16 protein-coding genes are annotated in these 17209 nt (G+C 59.8%); 9 read left to right on the top strand and 7 right to left on the bottom strand.

Annotation, left to right across the window (positions count from 1 at the left end; genetic code table 11):
- Positions 1-56: 56 nt before the first annotated feature.
- The gene (locus FGF54_RS17545; RefSeq protein ID WP_078053427.1) at positions 57-314 is read right to left on the bottom strand and encodes a DUF2934 domain-containing protein; all 258 of its coding nucleotides are present in this window, start codon (positions 312-314) and stop codon (positions 57-59) included.
- 284 nt (positions 315-598) lie between these two features.
- On the opposite strand from FGF54_RS17545, the gene FGF54_RS17540 reads away from it, so the two are divergent.
- The 5 genes from FGF54_RS17540 to FGF54_RS17520 all read left to right on the top strand — a co-directional run bounded on the left by FGF54_RS17540 (position 599) and on the right by FGF54_RS17520 (position 5643).
- On the top strand, positions 599-1669 hold the full coding sequence (locus FGF54_RS17540) for an enoyl-CoA hydratase/isomerase family protein (RefSeq protein WP_142780580.1): 1071 nt from the start codon (positions 599-601) through the stop codon (positions 1667-1669).
- A 169-nt stretch (positions 1670-1838) separates the two neighbouring features.
- Entirely contained in the window at positions 1839-2825 is a 987-nt protein-coding gene (gene cysP, locus FGF54_RS17535; RefSeq protein WP_035264351.1) for a thiosulfate ABC transporter substrate-binding protein CysP, read from the top strand.
- Between the two features lie 74 nt (positions 2826-2899).
- On the top strand, positions 2900-3721 hold the full coding sequence (gene cysT / locus FGF54_RS17530; RefSeq protein WP_003522560.1) for a sulfate ABC transporter permease subunit CysT: 822 nt from the start codon (positions 2900-2902) through the stop codon (positions 3719-3721).
- A gap of 3 nt (positions 3722-3724) precedes the next feature.
- A complete protein-coding gene (gene cysW, locus FGF54_RS17525; RefSeq protein ID WP_142780579.1) occupies positions 3725-4612 on the top strand; it encodes a sulfate ABC transporter permease subunit CysW in 888 nt (295 codons plus the stop codon).
- A gap of 5 nt (positions 4613-4617) precedes the next feature.
- Entirely contained in the window at positions 4618-5643 is a 1026-nt protein-coding gene (locus FGF54_RS17520; RefSeq protein WP_142780578.1) for a sulfate/molybdate ABC transporter ATP-binding protein, read from the top strand.
- Between the two features lie 7 nt (positions 5644-5650).
- Here FGF54_RS17520 and FGF54_RS17515 read toward each other — a convergent pair whose 3' ends face one another.
- Positions 5651-6748, bottom strand: a complete 1098-nt coding sequence (locus tag FGF54_RS17515) for a DNA alkylation repair protein (RefSeq protein WP_142780577.1) — start codon at positions 6746-6748, stop codon at positions 5651-5653.
- 244 nt (positions 6749-6992) lie between these two features.
- A complete protein-coding gene (locus FGF54_RS17510; RefSeq protein ID WP_142780576.1) occupies positions 6993-8429 on the bottom strand; it encodes an NAD-dependent succinate-semialdehyde dehydrogenase in 1437 nt (478 codons plus the stop codon).
- Between the two features lie 617 nt (positions 8430-9046).
- Between FGF54_RS17510 and FGF54_RS17505 the strand changes: the two genes are divergently transcribed.
- From FGF54_RS17505 to FGF54_RS17490, 4 genes are all read left to right on the top strand, one after another.
- Positions 9047-9553: a molybdopterin-dependent oxidoreductase gene (locus FGF54_RS17505; protein WP_003522565.1), complete on the top strand. Its 507-nt coding sequence runs from the start codon at positions 9047-9049 to the stop codon at positions 9551-9553.
- 9 nt (positions 9554-9562) lie between these two features.
- Positions 9563-11497, top strand: coding sequence for a bifunctional diguanylate cyclase/phosphodiesterase (locus tag FGF54_RS17500; protein ID WP_142780575.1), 1935 nt, complete (start codon positions 9563-9565; stop codon positions 11495-11497).
- Between the two features lie 161 nt (positions 11498-11658).
- Complete coding sequence (locus FGF54_RS17495) at positions 11659-12354, top strand: FkbM family methyltransferase (protein WP_142780574.1); 696 nt, start codon at positions 11659-11661, stop codon at positions 12352-12354.
- 247 nt (positions 12355-12601) lie between these two features.
- Entirely contained in the window at positions 12602-13438 is an 837-nt protein-coding gene (locus FGF54_RS17490; RefSeq protein ID WP_003522568.1) for an alpha/beta fold hydrolase, read from the top strand.
- Between the two features lie 55 nt (positions 13439-13493).
- On the opposite strand, the gene FGF54_RS17485 is transcribed toward FGF54_RS17490, so the two are convergent.
- The 4 genes from FGF54_RS17485 to FGF54_RS17470 are packed head-to-tail and all read right to left on the bottom strand — an operon-like array spanning position 13494 to position 17208.
- Complete coding sequence (locus FGF54_RS17485; RefSeq protein ID WP_142780573.1) at positions 13494-14876, bottom strand: FGGY-family carbohydrate kinase; 1383 nt, start codon at positions 14874-14876, stop codon at positions 13494-13496.
- On the bottom strand, positions 14873-15196 hold the full coding sequence (gene rhaM / locus FGF54_RS17480) for an L-rhamnose mutarotase (RefSeq protein WP_142780572.1): 324 nt from the start codon (positions 15194-15196) through the stop codon (positions 14873-14875). Before rhaM ends, FGF54_RS17485 begins: the two co-directional genes overlap by 4 nt.
- Before the next feature lie 3 nt (positions 15197-15199).
- Complete coding sequence (locus FGF54_RS17475; RefSeq protein WP_142780571.1) at positions 15200-16210, bottom strand: ABC transporter permease; 1011 nt, start codon at positions 16208-16210, stop codon at positions 15200-15202.
- Complete coding sequence (locus FGF54_RS17470) at positions 16207-17208, bottom strand: ABC transporter permease (RefSeq protein WP_142780570.1); 1002 nt, start codon at positions 17206-17208, stop codon at positions 16207-16209. The genes FGF54_RS17475 and FGF54_RS17470 overlap by 4 nt, the downstream gene beginning before the upstream one ends.
- Between the last annotated feature and the right edge of the window lies 1 nt (position 17209).

Below are 17209 nucleotides of genomic sequence, written 5' to 3'. Positions count from 1 at the left end.
CCCGGCATGATTGTCGGGCTTTTTCATTTATGGCTTCAGCTTGGCTTTACGAGCCGCTACTTCGCGGCGGCAGCCTTGCGTGCACGGGCCTTGGGTTTTGCCGGGGCTTGCGCATCCGGTGCGGCTTCTGCAGCAGCGGCCTTGGGAGCAGCCTTCTTGCGCGTTGCGGGTTTCGTCGCTTCCGATGTCTTCAGCAGCGAAAATTCATGCTTGGCCTGTTCCCAATGGTGCGCGTCGCGCCCATGGGGGTGGCCTTCCTTTTCCCAGAGTGTATATGCCCGTTTACTGATCCATTCGTGTTCCGAAACCTGCATGCTCGTCTCCCGTTGCTGTTTACAGCGCCTATGAGAAGGCGACATTCCGCTTTGGTCCGGCACACGCTCGACAGGAATCAATGCCGGCATTTCCAGAACCCATTACATGCCATGATTTTCCGGGCGTCAAGCAAACATGCTGCATTGCGAAAACGGATTTCTGGCATTTTCTGCCCGTTAAAGCGGTTTGAGCGAAAGACGTTCCCGCAGAACAAGATCAACGTTGCGTGATCGCGCCAGGGCCGCCAAGATGGCCGGATGAATGGGCAGCGGAGGAGGCGGTCTTGGAACAGAGAACGGAAGCGGATGCGCAGGTCATCGTCGAAAAACAGGGAGGGGCAGGCATCATTCGCCTCAACCGCCCGAAGGCCATCAACAGCCTGACCTTGCCCATGGTGCGCGACCTGTTTCAGGCGCTTCAGCGTTTCGAAGAGGATGCCGGCGTTTCCTGTGTGGTGCTGAGCGGGGAAGGCGACAGGGGGCTTTGCGCCGGGGGCGATGTCCGCATCATTCACGATCTCGGCAAGGCGGGCGACCCGCAGGTGCTTGATTTCTGGCGGGAAGAATTTCCGCTCAACTATCGCATTGCCCGCTTCGGCAAACCCTACATCGCTCTGATGGACGGCATCGTCATGGGCGGCGGTGTCGGCATTTCAGCCCATGGCAGCCACCGCATCGTCACGGAACGCACAAAACTCGCCATGCCGGAAACCGGCATCGGTTATTTCCCTGACGTCGGCGGCTCCTGGCTTTTGCCACGGGCGCCGGGCGAATGCGGCACCTGGCTGGGGTTGACGGGCAATGCCGTTACCGCTGCCGATGCCATCTATGCCGGTTTTGCCGATTATCTTGTTCCTTCGGACCGTCTCGAGGGGCTGGTCCAAGACCTGTCGCAAGCTGCGGATATAGACAGCATCGAGATGGCGATTGCGGCACACGCCGTCGAGGCCGGTGAAGGCGTTTTATACATAAATCGGGATATCATCGACGCGACATTCCGTTTCGACACGGTCGAGGAGATTTTCGCCGCGCTTTCTGCGCGCCAGGATGCGTTTTCGCGCGAGACCCTCGAGGTCCTGCAAAAACGCTCCCCCACCAGCCTGAAACTGACCCTGAAGCTGCTGCGTCTCGGCCGGGAAAGCGCGAGCCTCATCGAATGCCTGGAGCGGGAATTTGCCGCCGGCACGGAAATATTGCGCCAGCATGATTTTTACGAAGGCGTGCGTGCGGCGCTGGTCGACAAGGACCGCAATCCCCGCTGGCAACCGGCACGGCTGGAGGAGGTGAGGGAGGAGGACATTGCGCCTTATTTTACTGCGCATTCCGGCAATCTGTTTCCCGATCACCGTCTTTAGGTCGACGCAAAAGAAATCCGGCTTCTTGCCGTATATGAAATCATCGCCTTTGGAGTCGATATTCTTTGGGCGAAATTTCCAATCCGTGCGCCCGGAAAGCATGGCTGTTTCTCGCGGGCGTTGCCGCCGCCCGCTATGTTGAGCACCATTCGAATTGCCGGGGGTATTCATGAAACGTCTTCTCATTATCGGTACTGCCATTGCCGCTCTTTTTGCAGGTGCGGCGCAGGCGCAGTCTCCGACCACCATTCTCAACGCATCCTACGATGTCGCCCGCGAAGTTTTCGCGGCCGAGAACGAGGCGTTCATCAAGCTGCATCCGGGCGTCACGGTCGACCAGTCGCATGCCGGCACCTCCAAGCAGGCGCGTGCCATCGTCGAGGGTCTGGAAGCCGATGTCGTCACCTTCAATCAGGTCACCGATGTCGATTTTCTGGTGAAACAGGGTTTCGTTTCCGCCGACTGGAAGAAGGATTTTGCGAACGACGCATCGCCCTTCTATTCCTTCCCGTCCTTCCTCGTGCGCGCCGGCAATCCCAAGGGTATCAAGGACTGGGACGATCTTGCCCGCGACGATGTGAAGATCGTTTTCCCCAATCCGAAGACCTCGGGTAACGCCCGTTACACCTATCTCGCCGCCACGGCTTACGCCAAGGAGAAGTTCAACGGCGATGACGCGAAGGTTCAGGCATTCGTCAAGAAAATCTTCGACAATACGCCGGTGTTCGACACGGGAGGCCGCGCCGCCACCACCACTTTCGTTGAGCGTGAAATCGGCGACGTGCTGATCACCTTCGAAGCCGAGACCCGCGGCATCGCCAAGCAATATGGCGCAGACAAGGTGGAAGGCGTCGTGCCCTCCGTCAGCCTGCTGGCCGAATTCCCCGTGGCCGTGGTGGACAAGGTCGTCGACAAGCGCGGCTCGCGCGATCTGGCAAAGAGCTATCTCGACTTCCTCTATACTGAGGAAGGCCAGCGCATCGCTGCCGAATTCGGCCACCGTGTCCACAATGAAAAGGTCGTCGGCGAATTCAAGGACAAGTTCCCGGCCATTCGCCTCGTCAACGTCGATGATGTCTTCGGCGGCTGGGACAAAATCCAGAAAGAGCATTTTGCATCCGGCGCGACGCTTGATACGCTTTACGGCAGCCGTTAATCACAGCGATACGCAACAGGTAAAAGACCCGGCGGGAAACCGCCGGGTCGCTTTTTGATGAATGGGGGCGGGGTTTGAAGCGGAATGTTCTGCCGGGGCTGAAATTGTCCCTTGGCGTTACCCTGACTTACGTTGCCATCATCGTGCTTCTGCCGCTCTCGGCATTGGTGTTCAAGGCGGCAAGCCTCGGCCCTGCCGAATATTGGTCGATCATCTCCTCGCCGCGCGCCGTGGCCAGTTATCGTGTTACCGTGCTCTGCGCTCTGGCCGCCACGCTGTTCAACGTCATCTTCGGGCTGGCGCTCGCCTGGGTGCTGACGCGTTACCGCTTTCCCGGCTGGCGCATCGTCGACGCCATCGTCGATCTGCCTTTTGCGCTTCCGACCGCCGTTGCCGGCATTGCGCTGACGACACTGTTCGCAGGTAATGGCTGGTTCGGCTCGGTGCTTTCGCAATTCGGCATCAAGGTGGCTTACACGCCGCTCGGCATCATGGTGGCGATGGCCTTTACCAGCCTGCCCTTCATCGTGCGCACGGTGCAGCCGGTGCTGGAAGACCTCGATCCGGCACTTGAGGAAGCGGCACAATCGCTCGGCGGTTCCGATCTCGAAATTTTCCGCAAGATCATCCTGCCGCTGTTGACGCCAGCGTTGCTCGCCGGTCTGTCGCTGTCCTTCGCCCGCAGCCTCGGCGAATTCGGGGCGATCATCTTCATCGCCGGTAACCAGCCGTTTTCGACAGAAATCACGGCGCTGCTGATCTTCATCCGGCTGGAGGAATATGACTATCAGGCGGCGGCCGCCATCGCCTCCGTGCTGCTCATCACCGCCTTCGTGATGCTGGCGGTGACCAATTATCTGCAGGCGCGTGCGCTTCGTTATACGGTGAGGGGCTGAGAGATGAGCGCCGTTTCGTCACATCGCAAACCGCCACGCGTCGGCGACGCGCCTCTCGTTCGCCGCTGCCTGATTTCTTTTGTGCTGGTCATCGGCGCCCTGTTGGTCCTGGCGCCGCTTATCATCATCGGCGTCGAGGCCTTTTCGCAAGGCTGGAAGGCCTATACGGCCACCATCACCCATCCCGATACCCGCCACGCCATCATGCTGACGGTGCTGACGGCGCTGATCGCCGTGCCGGTCAATACGGCCTTCGGTGTTGCGGCCGCATGGGCGATCACCAAGTTCGATTTCCCCGGCCGGCGCTTCCTGCTGGTGCTGATCGAGATACCCTTTTCCATCTCGCCGATCGTCGCGGGTGTCGCCTATCTCTTCGTTTACGGGCTGCAGGGGCTTTTCGGCCCGTTCCTCGATGCGCATGACATCAAGATACTTTTTGCGCTGCCCGGCATCGTCATTGCCTCGATGTTCGTCACCGCACCTTTCGTGGCGCGGGAACTTATCCCGCTGATGCAGGCGCAGGGCCGCGATCTGGAAGAGGCGGCGACCTCGCTTGGCGCATCCGGCTGGCGCACTTTCTTTTCGGTCACCTTGCCGAATATCAAATGGGCGCTGCTTTACGGCGTCGTGCTGTGCAACGCCCGCGTGATGGGCGAGTTCGGCGCGGTATCGGTCGTATCGGGCAATATTCGCGGCCAGACCAATACGCTGCCGCTGCATATCGAGCTGCTTTACCACGATTACCAGACGGCCGGCGCTTTTGCTTCGGCCTCGATCCTCGCCACCCTCGCCGTCGTCACCATCATCGCCAAGGTGGCGCTGGAACGGCGCGGCGCCGGGCGCGGGGCCAAGAAGACCAACGGCGATGCCGCCATCGCCACGGAGACCTGATTCCCATGAAAATCCGCCTCGAAAATGTGGTGAAGACCTTCGATACCTTTCGCGCCGTGCGCGATGTTTCGCTGGATATCGAAAGCGGCGAGCTTCTGGCGCTGCTCGGTCCCTCAGGTTCCGGCAAGACCACGATTTTGCGCATGGTCGCCGGTCTCGAATATAGCGATGGCGGCCGTATCTTTTTCGGCGACGAGGACGCCACCAATATTCCGGTGCGGGACCGCGGCGTCGGTTTCGTATTCCAGCATTACGCGCTGTTTCCGCATATGACCCTGCATCAAAACATCGCTTTCGGCATGAAGGTTTCGAAGGTGAAGCGGGACAAGGCGGCAATAGATGCCCGCGTCGAAGAGCTTCTGCGGCTGGTGAAGCTCGATGGCCTGGGCGACCGTTTCCCGGCCCAGATTTCCGGCGGCCAGCGGCAGCGCGTGGCGCTGGCGCGTGCGCTTTCGGTTGATCCGAAGGTGCTTCTGCTCGATGAGCCCTTCGGGGCGCTGGACGCCAATGTACGCCGCGACCTGCGCCGCTGGCTGCGCGAGATTCACGATTCGCTCGGCATCACCACGATCTTCGTGACGCATGACCAGGAAGAGGCGCTCGATCTTGCCGACCGCGTGGTCATTCTCAATCAGGGCGAGATCGTGCAGGAGGGCACGCCGAAGGAGGTCTGCCGCCAGCCGAACAGCGCCTTCGTCATGCGCTTTCTGGGCGATGCCAACCGGGTGTCCGGCGTGGCGCGCGGCGGCAAGGTCTATGTCGGCGATAACGAGTTGCCTTTCTCCTATGCTCAAGGCGATGGCGCGGTGGACATCTATGCCCGCCCCGGCGATCTGGAGTGGGAAGATCTGCATGAGGGCATTCCGGCCTCTGTGGCGCGGGTTCTCGACCGCGCGGGTGAGCGCCGGGTGATCGCCAGCACCGATGGCGGCGACCTTCTGGAATTCGACGTGCCGCCGGAAAACGATGTCGCCGCCGGAGACCGCGGTTCCGTCATCATCCGCCGAGCGAAGATTTTCCCGGCGGCTTGAGCCGCTATCAGCCCAGAAGCTCGAAGGCGCTTTCTGCCACAAGCTTGCCGTTGATCGTCAGGTCGACCCTGTGGATGCCGGGATAGTGTTTGCGGGTCGTGAAATCGCGTATGGCGCGGCTAATCGATAGCGCGCATGTCTCGCCGGGCTGAAGTTCGATCTCTTTCCACTTGAAGACTTTCGCGGAGGCGTCGCCGCTCTTCTTCACGTAGTGCACGGCGTAGTCGATCACCAGTTTCTGCGGCCGTTTCGCCGTCGAGGTGAAGGAGGTTGCAATCCGCACCGGATTGCCGAGCGCAACCTTGTTCGGCGTGACCTGAAATGCCGCAAGGGAAATTTCCGCTTCCTCATGTGCGCCGAGATGGGCAAGTGCGGCGGCATCGCCCTTCTTGATCAATGTGCGCAGGGCCTGCCGCGTGATCCAGCGCGTATGCGGATTGTCCTTCGGCCATGTATCGATCAGCCCCAGCACGAAAGCGGGATTGTCCTTGGTGATGTCGTTCAGATGATTGGCGACGGATTTGCGCACATAAAGCGCCTCGTCGGCTTTCATCGTGTCGAGGATTGCTGTCACCGGTGAGGGATCGTCGATCAGGGGTTTGAGCTGGAACGACCATGGCAGGCGGGGCCGGCAGCCTTCGCTCGCCAGCCGCCGCACATGTTCGTTCTCGTGCCGCGACCATGTTTCCATCACGGCGAGGGTGGCGCCCAAGTCCTTTTGCAAAAAATGACGGATGGCGAATTCAGAGGAGCCGAAGCGGGTGAAATAATGCAGCGCTTCCATGGAAAGATCGAAATCATCGAGGCCGTAAAGCGCCACATATTCCGGCAGCGAAATGGAGGCAAAACCGTTGCCGATGCCCGGCGCTGCGGCGGTCAGGATTTCGATATTGCGGGCATAGTCGCCGGGAAGCGTCGCATGCAGGCTCGTCGCCACCTGCCGCATGCGCTGCATGATGCCCAGCGCTTCGAGGTTTTCGGTGGCGAGCGCCATGAAGGCGGAAACGTCAAATGGCGGATGAACGGCCTTGGTCTCATCGGCGATATGCCGCAGTTTCTCGCGGTTGAAGATTTCCTTCAGTGCCGGTGCCGCCGCGTCGCTCATATCGCCCCTCAAAGTTCACTTTTTGTTCTTTTAGGGCAGGACGGGGCTGGAGGCAAGATAGTGCTGAGCAACTTTCAGGGCGTGACAATGGATCGAGCGATTGCGGCTTCGCCTTCTCCCCGTCGGGGAGAAGGTCGCGGCAGCGGGATGAGGGGGGGCGCGCAGAGATATGCGGAGAGCTTGCCCCCTCATCTGACCCTTCGGGCCATCTTCTCCCCGGCGGGGAGAAGAAATTTCGGAACACTCAGCTCATCTGGCTGACGAATTTGGTCTCCAGATAGGCCTGAACCGCTTCCGAGCCGCCTTCCGTGCCATAACCGGAATCCTTGATGCCGCCGAAGGGGACTTCCGGAAGCGCAAGGCCGTTGTGGTTGATGGTCAGCATGCCGGCCTCGACCTGTTGGCCGAGTGCGTGGGCGGTCTTGACCGAGCCGGTGAAGGCATAGGATGCAAGGCCGAAGGGCAGGCGGTTCGCCTCGGTGATGGCGTCATCGAAGCTCGAGAAGCGGTTGATGATGGCGACCGGGCCGAAGGGCTCGTCATTCATGATTTTGGCGGTGGTCGGCACATTGGCGAGAACCGTCGGCTCGAAGAAATTGCCCTTGTTGCCGATGCGGCGGCCGCCGGTCTTCAATTCCGCGCCATGGGAAACGGCGTCGTTAATGAGGCCTTCCAGCGCCGGAATGCGGCGCTCATTGGCGAGCGGCCCCATGATGACGCCGTCTTCCAGCCCGTTGCCGACCTTGATGGCCTTCGTCGCTTCCACGAAACCTTCAAGGAAACGATCGGCCACGCCGTCCTGCACGAGGAAGCGGGTGGGGGCGACACAGACCTGACCGGCATTGCGGAACTTGGCAAGCGAGGTGACTTCGATTGCCTTGTCGATATCGGCGTCGTTAAAGATCATCACGGGCGCATGGCCACCGAGCTCCATCGTGGCGCGCTTCATGTGCTTGCCGGCAAGTGCGGCCAGATGTTTGCCGATGGGGGTGGAGCCGGTGAAGGAAATCTTGCGGATAACCGGATGCGGGATCAGATATTCCGAAATCTCGGATGGAACGCCGTAAACGAGGCCGATGACGCCCGCCGGCACGCCCGCATCCACGAAAGCGCGGATCAGTTCGGCCGGCGATGCCGGTGTTTCCTCCGGCGCCTTGACGATGATGGAGCAGCCGGTGGCAAGCGCTGCGGAAAGTTTGCGGACGATCTGGTTGATCGGGAAGTTCCACGGCGTAAACGCCGCGACGGGACCGACCGGCAGCTTGATGGCAAGCTGCGAAACGCCGGTCGCACGCGCCGGGATAACCTGGCCATAGGTGCGGCGGGCTTCTTCGGCGAACCAGTCGATGGTATCGGCAGCGCCCATGATTTCGGTGGCCGATTGCGCCAGCGGCTTGCCCTGTTCGCGGGTCATGATGTAGGCGATCTTGTCCTTGCGCTCGCGCAGGAGATCGGCCGCCCTGCGCATGATCTTCGAGCGCTCGAAGGGCGAGGTGTCGCGCCACACCTTGAAACCGCGCTCGGCGGCGGCAAGCGCCAGATCGAGGTCTTCCTTCTCGGCATGCGCAATCGCGCCGATGATCTCGTCGGTTGCCGGATCGGACACGGCGATCGTCTTGCCGGAAACGGCGTCTCGCCATTCGCCATCAATGAGAAGTTTGATGTCGGGATAGGTGTGCATAGGGGCTACCTTCATGATGCGGCCGATACGGCGAAATGCCGTCCGGCCCGGAGACGTGAACAGAATTTTCCTGGCCGGACGATATCCGGCATCGCGGCTTTCGCTGCGCGGAACATGTGTCTGGATATTTCCGACGGGGGCTTCTGGAATTGTCGGAAACGGAAACGACAGCCTTTATATTAAGGCCCGGGCGGTATGTTTCAACCGTGCGCTCCGGCAATCGCCATGATTTTTCCGTGACGCAGAATTTGCCATTCGTCATTTCAATCTAGCACGCGGACGGGGCGTTGCTTATCCGGCTGCCTCAGGCGAATCAGATGAAGCTGCGCGACGACGGAAAGGCTCTCGCCACAATTCGGCCTTTGTCGCACCTGACGAATTATCGGGAGGGGTCTCCGGAGCTTGTCGCTTGTGTCATAATGGGACGCGTGGCCTGAAAAAATACAATAAGACGGAAAACTTATCCAAAGGGTTTACTCAAAACCTAGAGAAAATACGGATAAAATCTCACTGAGGATATAACATCCATTCCTGATATATATTGCTAGCGTCGGTTCCCTTGACCTTCAAAGGTTGGTGAAAACCCTCGACCTGAACGTTATCGATGGAGAAAAAGTATGAGTTTCGCCCGGGTACTTCTCAGTGCGTTCTTGTCGCTCGCGTGGCTTTCCTGTGCCGAAGCCGGCGAAATTGCCAAACCGCAAGGAAAACCAATATTAACCATATCCGGAAACATCGCCAATACGAATGGCGAGGGTGCTGCGGTATTTGATCGTGACATGCTGGAAGCGCTCGGCATGGTGACGGTGGAGACGACGACGCCCTGGCATGATGGCCGCGTCCGTTTCGATGGTGTTTCGCTGGCAAAATTGATGGATGTCGTCGGCGCAAAGGGCACCAGCGTCACGGCAGTCGCTCTCAACGATTATGTCAGCACGATACCGATTGAAGATTTTAAGAAATTTAACGTTATTCTGGCGATCAAGCTGGATGGCAATTACATGACAGTTCGCGAAAAAGGCCCGTTGTTCGTCATCTATCCCTATGACAGCGATCCGGAGCTGCAGAAGCAGACCTATTATTCGCGGTCCGCATGGCAAGTTGCCAAACTGATAGTGGAATAAAGGTGCCGTTTGCGAAAACTTGTGGCGGTGATCATCTGTTGCTTCGTCCTGGCAACGGGCTATATCGCTTTCGTCATTGCCGAGCGGCAGACCGCTCTGCAGAAATTTGCCCGCTACAATGATTCCTGGGCCGTCAGCCAGACCGTAGCCGAATATCTGCGTCTCCAGAACAAGCTGGCCGTGTTCGCGCTCAATCCCGGCAAGATCGACCGGGATGAGCTGCAACTGCGTCTGGATATCATGCTGAGCCGCCTTGAGCTTTTGAAACAGGGCAATCTCGGGGCCTTCATCAATGAAAAACAGCAGTGGCGGGATCTCGTAATCCGCCTCGATGCCGTTCTGGCCCGTCTGGAGCAGCAGGTGAACAACCTCAATCCGGCCGAGGTTCCGGATCTGCTGGCGACGATGAGCGCGCTCGATGCGCCGATGACGACGCTTGCCTCGTCTTCCGTCGCTTATGACGTCAATCTGATCGATACGGCCCATGAGGATGTGCGCAAGCTGCATATCGTTTATACCGCGCTGGCGGGCGGCCTGATTCTGTGCGGTATCGCGCTTGTCATATTGCTGCTTCGCCAGAACGATCTCCTGAACCGCGCGCAGAAAAGCATGCGCGGCCTGACGGACGATCTGCGTGCCGCGACGCTGGAATTGCAGGCGAAGAATGTCCGGCTCGAACACGACGCCTATCATGACGCGCTGACGGGACTGCCGAACCGCGCGCTGTTCCGGCAGGAACTGATCGAGAGGTTGCGCCGATCCTTCGGCGGGACGGGAACGACAGCCATCCTCCTGCTCGATCTCGACGGGTTCAAGGACGTCAACGACACGCTCGGCCACGATGCCGGCGATGCGCTGCTTCAGGCCGTGGCGCAGCGCCTCTCGGGCATCGGCGGCGATTATGACATGGTCTGCCGTCTGGGCGGCGACGAATTTGCCGTCGTCTCCGACGATCTGAACGAGGATGCCGCCCGCCGTCTTGCCACCAAGCTCATCGACCAGATCAGCCGCACCTATCAGCTCGGCGAGCAGGAAGTCAAAATCGGCACATGCATCGGCATCGCCATATCGCACGGCGCCGTCGATGCGGATGAATTGTTCAAGCGCGCGGATCTGGCGCTTTATGAGGCGAAAGCCATCGGCCCCGGCCGGGCGAGCGTTTTCAAGGTCCGTATGCAGAAGCAACTGACCGAGAAGAAATCCTTCGAGGCCGACCTGCAGACCGCATTGCAGAACGACGAGATGGAAGTCTATTACCAGCCGCAGGTGGCGACGCAGACACGCAAGCTTTGCGGCTTCGAGGCGTTGCTGCGCTGGAAACATCCGGTGCGCGGCGATGTGCCGCCCAGCGTGTTCATTCCCGTGGCGGAAAGAACCGGTCTCATCCATTCGCTCGGAAAATGGGTGATGGAGACCGCCTGCCGCGAGGCGATGGGCTGGGACGAGGACATGAAGGTGGCGGTCAATCTGTCGCCGGTTCAGTTCCACAGCACCAGTCTCATCCAGAACGTCATGGGCGCGCTTGAGAAAAGCGGGCTGGAACCCAGCCGGCTCGAGCTTGAAATCACCGAATCGATCCTGCTCAACAAGAGCGACCAGACGATCAACACGCTGTCGCGCCTGAAGGCCGTCGGCATTCAGATCGCCATGGATGATTTCGGGACAGGTTATTCATCGCTCGCCAATTTGCGCGGCGTGCCCTTCGACAAGATCAAGATCGACCGCTCGTTCCTGCGCGATATCACCAGCGACCGCGACGCGCTGGCGATCGTGGAATTCGTGGTCGGCGTCGGCCGCAGTCTGCGGATGACGACGATTGCGGAAGGTATCGAGACGGAAGAGCAATATGAATGCGTCAGGCGTCTGGGCTGCGATCAGGTTCAGGGATATCTGATCAGCAGACCGTTGCCGGCCAAGGAGCTTGTGGCCTGGAGTTCCGTCTGAGACGCGCCTGTTTTAGTGCCTGCCGTATCTTGAATTTTTACCACGTCATAGCGTTGCTTGCGAAAACCGATACCGGTTGCCGCAACGATGCTGTAGAGCATTCCCGGTCGATATGGGATCATTGCGACAAAGCGGCCGGGTTTTGCGAAAAGGCTTGAGACATGGAAATACTGGACGTGCATGGAGTTGCCCTTCCCCTCTCTTCCGATGAGGTGTCGCCGGTCATCTGGCAGGCGCTGACCGACGGCAGCTATGAGGCGAAAGAGGCCCGCAGCGTCCTGAAAGCCATCAAGCCCGGCGATCGCGTGCTGGAGCTGGGCTCCGGTATCGGGATCATCACCTCGATCATTGCCGGCATCGAGGATGTTTCCGTCTGGGCCTTCGAGGCCAATCCCTCGACGGCGGCGCTGGCGCAACGGGTGATCAAGGCCAATTGCCGCGGTAACGTCGAGTTTTCACAGGGGCTTCTTACCGCCGACGAGCCAAGCTCCTATGCTTTTTATGTCCGCAAGGATCTCTGGATGTCGTCCATGGACGAAAATCAGGGCCCATATGAAAAACGCATCGAAATTTCCTCCGCCAATATCGATGAATTTATCGCCAGCCGGGGCATCACCGCGCTCGTGATGGATATCGAGGGTGCGGAACGCGATCTGCTCGGCAGGGCCGATCTGACCGGGGTGGAGCGGATATTCGTGGAACTGCATGACCATCTTTACGGTCTCGCCGGCGTTCGCGATATCATGCAGGCGCTGACCGCCAAGGGATATGCCTATGATCCGCGCGGTTCACGCGGGCCCTGTGTCCTGTTCTCCAAGGACGAAAGCCCGAGGGAATACGATCCCGAGGTAGACTGAGGCCGCGCCGAATTCACGGAACCCTCCGCCGGTCATCCTCGTTCTCACACTTGCATGAGGGCGCGGAGCGGGTCGACACGTGTGCTAGAATGGTATGCGGGTCGAGAAGATAATTTCATAAACAGCAATTCATTCCCAATTATTGTTGCAATTGTTGCAACCGTTATCCTACGTCATCATCCCTCCATCAAACCGGCGCACAACAGGCTGCGCCGGAGATGCCAACGCAACCGAAGGAGTAACGATCATGGGCTTTGTTAAGACGACAGACGGAACGGAAATCTTCTACAAGGACTGGGGCCCGAAGGATGCCCAGCCGATCATGTTCCACCATGGCTGGCCGCTCTCGTCCGATGACTGGGATGCGCAGATGCTGTTCTTCGTTTCCAAGGGTTTTCGCGTCGTCGCCCATGATCGCCGTGGCCATGGCCGTTCCGCCCAGGTTGCCGACGGTCATGACATGGATCACTACGCCGCCGACGCCTTTGCCGTCGTTGAGGCCCTCGACCTGAAGAACGCCGTCCATATCGGCCATTCCACCGGTGGCGGCGAAGTCGCCCGTTATGTCGCAAAACATGGCGAACCCGCCGGCCGTGTCGCCAAGGCGGTTCTCGTTTCCGCCGTGCCGCCGCTGATGCTCAAGACCGAGGCCAATCCGGAAGGTCTGCCGATGGAGGTTTTTGACGGCTTCCGCTCGTCGCTCGCCGCAAACCGCGCGCAGTTCTTCCGCGATGTGCCGGCCGGCCCCTTCTACGGCTTCAACCGCGATGGTGCGACCGTTCATGAAGGCGTTATCCAGAACTGGTGGCGTCAGGGCATGATGGGCGGCGCAAAGGCCCATTATGACGGCATCAAGGCCTTCTCGGAAACCGACCAGACCGAAGACCTGAAGAATATCAGCGTTCCGACGCTGGTGCTGCATGGCGAAGACGACCAGATCGTGCCGATTGCTGACTCCGCGCTGAAATCGGTGAAGCTGTTGAAAAACGGCACGCTGAAGACCTATCCCGGCTTCTCGCACGGTATGCTCACCGTCAATGCCGATGTGCTGAACGCCGATCTTCTGGCTTTCATCAAGGGCTGATCCTTCCGCAAAATCAAAATGCGGTCGACCATTCGGCCGCATTTTGCGTTTCGCATCAGGCTATGTGGCCTCGCCAGGCATTGCGGTAAGAGGCGAGACCGGGAATATCGTGCGGCGTGAAATGGCGCTCGCGACCGGCAAGCGGCTTGATGCCGGTGAGCAGAGCCGCACCGGCGCTGGTGCCCGTGGACCCTTCGACCGCCGTTACTTCGGTCTCTGCAAAGCCGGCCAGCGCCTTCAGATAAAGGGTGTTGCTGGCGAAGGGGCCTTCCACAAGGATCGGGCCTTTACGCCCGATGAGCGAGAGGCTGCATTCCGTCATCAGGGCGAGATAAAGCGACGCCGCTGCGTGCCGTTCCGCGGCCGTGGCCGTGGCTTCGCCGATCCAGCGCGCCGCCTTGTCCGGAAATGGGCCGGAGCCGCTGACGACGCTCGGCAGCAGCATCATGCCATTGGCAATCACGCCGCCGAGAGCCGCGTCCATCGCTTCGTCTTTCACGGCCCCGAATTGCTGCGCCAGCATTTCGTACTCCCTGCCGCCCATGAAGCGGGACGAGGGAACGGGACGGCCGAAAGCGTCGACATTCAGGAGTGTGTCCCGGGTGGGATCGAGCGAGCCCGCCGCGCCGCCGATGGCGAAATTCACCACCCAGGTGCCGGTGGAGACGACCGAAAAATCTCCGTCCCGGCGCAGAAGATGCGGCAGGAGGGATGCGTTGGAATCGTGGATGCCACAATAGACCGGCATATGCGGCGAAAGACCGGTTTCCAGCGCAATCGACGGGCGAATTGTTCCCAGCACATCGAAAGCGGAGCGGACCGGCGCCATCAAATGTTCGATACCGAGACGCGCGACGAGTGAGGAGAAACTCTTCCGCCGCGGGTTCCAGAGATCCGTATGGCAGCCAAGCGAGGTCGTTTCCGTGGCCTGAACGCCCGTCAGCCGTCCCGCCCAATATTGCGCATAGGTGACGATGCTGCGCACTCTGGAGAAATCGTCCGGAAAGGCCGCTTTCTGGAAATGGATTTGCGCGCCAAGGTTCAGCCCGACGGGAAGCTGCGGCGAGCCGGTCTCGGCAAAATCGGGCCTGATGCCACGATAGGCTGCCTCAATGGCTGCGGGATAGCCGTGTTCATAATCGAGCACCGGCATGGCGAGATCGCCGTTTCCATCGAGAAGTGCTGCTGAAGCGCCATGGGTGGTGATGGAAATCGCGTCGAAACCCGGCTCTCGTCCAAACCGCTGAAGAGCGGCAAGAATGAAGCGCCAAAGCATCTCCACATCGTAATGTGGGTAGGGGCCATCGCGGAGAACGGGGTTCGTCCGCTTCTCGCCGGCAATTTCCTCTCCGCTGCCGGTGTCGATGACGACTACTTTGGCATTGGTCTTGCCGATATCGATAACCGCGACCCGGCTCGGTCTGATGATGTCGCTCATGGCAGATGGAACACCGTCACCAGGTCTTTTACAACGGGTGAATTATCGGGATTGCTCTCCATGATATCAGCCATATGCGCCCACCATTTCTTCATCACGGGATGTTCGGGCAAAGCCGCCATGCCGTGGTTCTTCGGGCGCGTCAACACGCCGAACAGGATGTTAGTTTCCGGGTCGAGATGGATGGAGTAATCGCTCACACCCGCATCATGCAGCAGCGCCACCAGTTCGGGCCATATCTCGTCATGTCGCTTTTTATATTCGGCCTCTTTTCCGGCAAAGAGTTTCATCTTGAAGGCGTGTTTTTCAAGTTCCGGCATGGCTTAACTTCTCATGGCGCGAAGGCGACGGACAACGATGGGGATGGCGATGGTTACGATGAGCAGCAGACCGACAAAGATCGACATGACGATGCCCGGCACATTCAGAAGACCGAGCCCGAAGGTGACGAGGCCCATGACGAAAGCGGCAATGACGACGCCTGCGATGGTGCCGGAGCCGCCGAGAATGGAGACGCCGCCCAGCACCACCATGGTCACCACCTCAAGCTCCCACCCTTGAGCGATGGACGGGCGGGTGGAGCCGAGCCGCGATGTGAGGCAGACGGCGGCGATGCCGCTCATCAAGCCGGTGAGCAGGAACAGGATGAACTTCACCCGCTCGACGGGTATGCCGGAGAAACGGGCGGCGAAGGGGTTGTTGCCGATCACATAGACCTGCCGGCCGAAATTGGTGGCATGCAGCAAAATGGCGAAGAGGATGGCCATGGCGATGAACAGCACGAATTCGAAAGAAATCACCCAGAAAACGTAACCCTGACCGAAATAGGCAAAATCGGCGGGATATTTGCCATAGGCCTGATCGCCCAGCACCATATAGGAAATGCCGCGAAACAGGCTCATCGTGCCGATGGTGACGACGATGGACGGCAGCTTCAGCCCTGCGACCAGAAAACCGTTGAAGGCCCCGCACAAAAGCCCGGTGCCGATGCCGATGGCGACGAGGCCGGGCGTGCCGATCCCCATCTGAACTGCCGCACCCATGGCGGTGGAGGCGAGCGCGATGATGGCGGCGACGGACAGATCGATTTCACCGGCGATGATCAGCAGCGCCATGGCGAAGGCGATGATCGCCTTTTCCGTGAAATTGAACGTCGCGTCCGACAGGTTCCAGGCATTGAGGAAATAGGGTGAGGCCAGCGAATTGGCGATGAAGATGAGGATCGCAACGCCAAGCAGCAGCACTTCCCAACTGGCCATGATGCGGCGCAGCGGCGTGCCGAGCTTGTCTGGAATGATGCGCGGATTCTGCGCTGGTTGAGGCATGGTGCTCATGCTGCGGCCTCCCTGGCCTGATCGCTTGCTGCGCGGTCACGCAGGATGATACGGCCTTTTCGCGCTTCGGCGCGGGCGTTGAAGACGACGGCGAGCACGATCACCACGCCGGAAATCGCCATCTGCGCGAAGGGCGAGATGCCGATGACGGGCAGGGCGTTCTTGATGACGCCGAGGAACAACGCGCCGAGCACCGCACCCGCCACCGATCCGATGCCGCCGGCAATCGAGATGCCACCGATCACATTCGCCGCCACGCTGTCCAGTTCGAAACCGGCGGCAATATCGACATAGGCAACCGCATAACGCGATACCCAGAGATAGCTGGCGAGACCGGCAAGTGCGCCTGACAGCACGAAGGCGAAGAAGCGTGTCCGGCCGACATCGATGCCCGCATAGACGGCGGCACTCGGATTACCGCCCGACGCATAGGCGGAGCGGCCGAAGGAGGTGCGGCTGAGCACCAGCCACGCGCCGGCGATGATAACGATCGCCACCCATGAAAGTACGGGCATACCGAGGATCATGGTGCGCGGCACGTTGAGGAAGGTCGGCGAAAGCTGGTGCGCATTCACCCAGCCGCCGCCGGACAGCACAAAGGCCATGCCGCGATAGATGGTGAGCGTGCCGAGTGTGACGACGATGGGCGGAATACCGAGCCACCAGACCAGCACGCCGTTGAGTGAGCCGAGAAACGCGCCGATGCCGACCGCCATGGCGATGAGAAGCGGCAGGGGAATGCCCGGGAAGGCGGCATTGGTCATCGCCACCGCCATGCCGGTGAAGGCGAGATTGGCGGCAACCGACAGATCGATGGATTTGGTGAGAATGACCGCCATCTGGCCAAGCGCCAGAATAATGAGGATGGAGGTATCATTGAATATATTGACGAGATTTGCGGGCCGGCTGAAACCGGGCGCGCGCAGCGCAAAACCGGCGATCATGATGACGATGATGCCCGCCAGCAGCCATTCGCGATTTTTAAGTAGACGTTGCATG

This window comes from Agrobacterium sp. T29, from assembly GCF_006970545.1.
GTDB lineage: Bacteria > Pseudomonadota > Alphaproteobacteria > Rhizobiales > Rhizobiaceae > Agrobacterium > Agrobacterium leguminum.
The sequence above is the reverse complement of the archived record's forward strand: the minus strand, read 5'-3'. Positions and strand labels throughout refer to the sequence as shown.

Bases quoted from the DNA above. Each gene is read 5' to 3' on its own strand.
- FGF54_RS17545 (WP_078053427.1), bottom strand. From the start codon at position 314: ATGCAGGTTTCGGAACACGAATGGATCAGTAAACGGGCATATACACTC.
- cysP (WP_035264351.1), top strand. From the start codon at position 1,839: ATGAAACGTCTTCTCATTATCGGTACTGCCATTGCCGCTCTTTTTGCA.
- cysW (WP_142780579.1), top strand. From the start codon at position 3,725: ATGAGCGCCGTTTCGTCACATCGCAAACCGCCACGCGTCGGCGACGCG.
- FGF54_RS17520 (WP_142780578.1), top strand. From the start codon at position 4,618: ATGAAAATCCGCCTCGAAAATGTGGTGAAGACCTTCGATACCTTTCGC.
- FGF54_RS17515 (WP_142780577.1), bottom strand. From the start codon at position 6,748: ATGAGCGACGCGGCGGCACCGGCACTGAAGGAAATCTTCAACCGCGAG.
- FGF54_RS17510 (WP_142780576.1), bottom strand. From the start codon at position 8,429: ATGCACACCTATCCCGACATCAAACTTCTCATTGATGGCGAATGGCGA.
- FGF54_RS17505 (WP_003522565.1), top strand. From the start codon at position 9,047: ATGAGTTTCGCCCGGGTACTTCTCAGTGCGTTCTTGTCGCTCGCGTGG.
- FGF54_RS17495 (WP_142780574.1), top strand. From the start codon at position 11,659: ATGGAAATACTGGACGTGCATGGAGTTGCCCTTCCCCTCTCTTCCGAT.
- FGF54_RS17490 (WP_003522568.1), top strand. From the start codon at position 12,602: ATGGGCTTTGTTAAGACGACAGACGGAACGGAAATCTTCTACAAGGAC.
- FGF54_RS17485 (WP_142780573.1), bottom strand. From the start codon at position 14,876: ATGAGCGACATCATCAGACCGAGCCGGGTCGCGGTTATCGATATCGGC.
- rhaM (WP_142780572.1), bottom strand. From the start codon at position 15,196: ATGCCGGAACTTGAAAAACACGCCTTCAAGATGAAACTCTTTGCCGGA.
- FGF54_RS17475 (WP_142780571.1), bottom strand. From the start codon at position 16,210: ATGAGCACCATGCCTCAACCAGCGCAGAATCCGCGCATCATTCCAGAC.
- FGF54_RS17470 (WP_142780570.1), bottom strand. From the start codon at position 17,208: ATGCAACGTCTACTTAAAAATCGCGAATGGCTGCTGGCGGGCATCATC.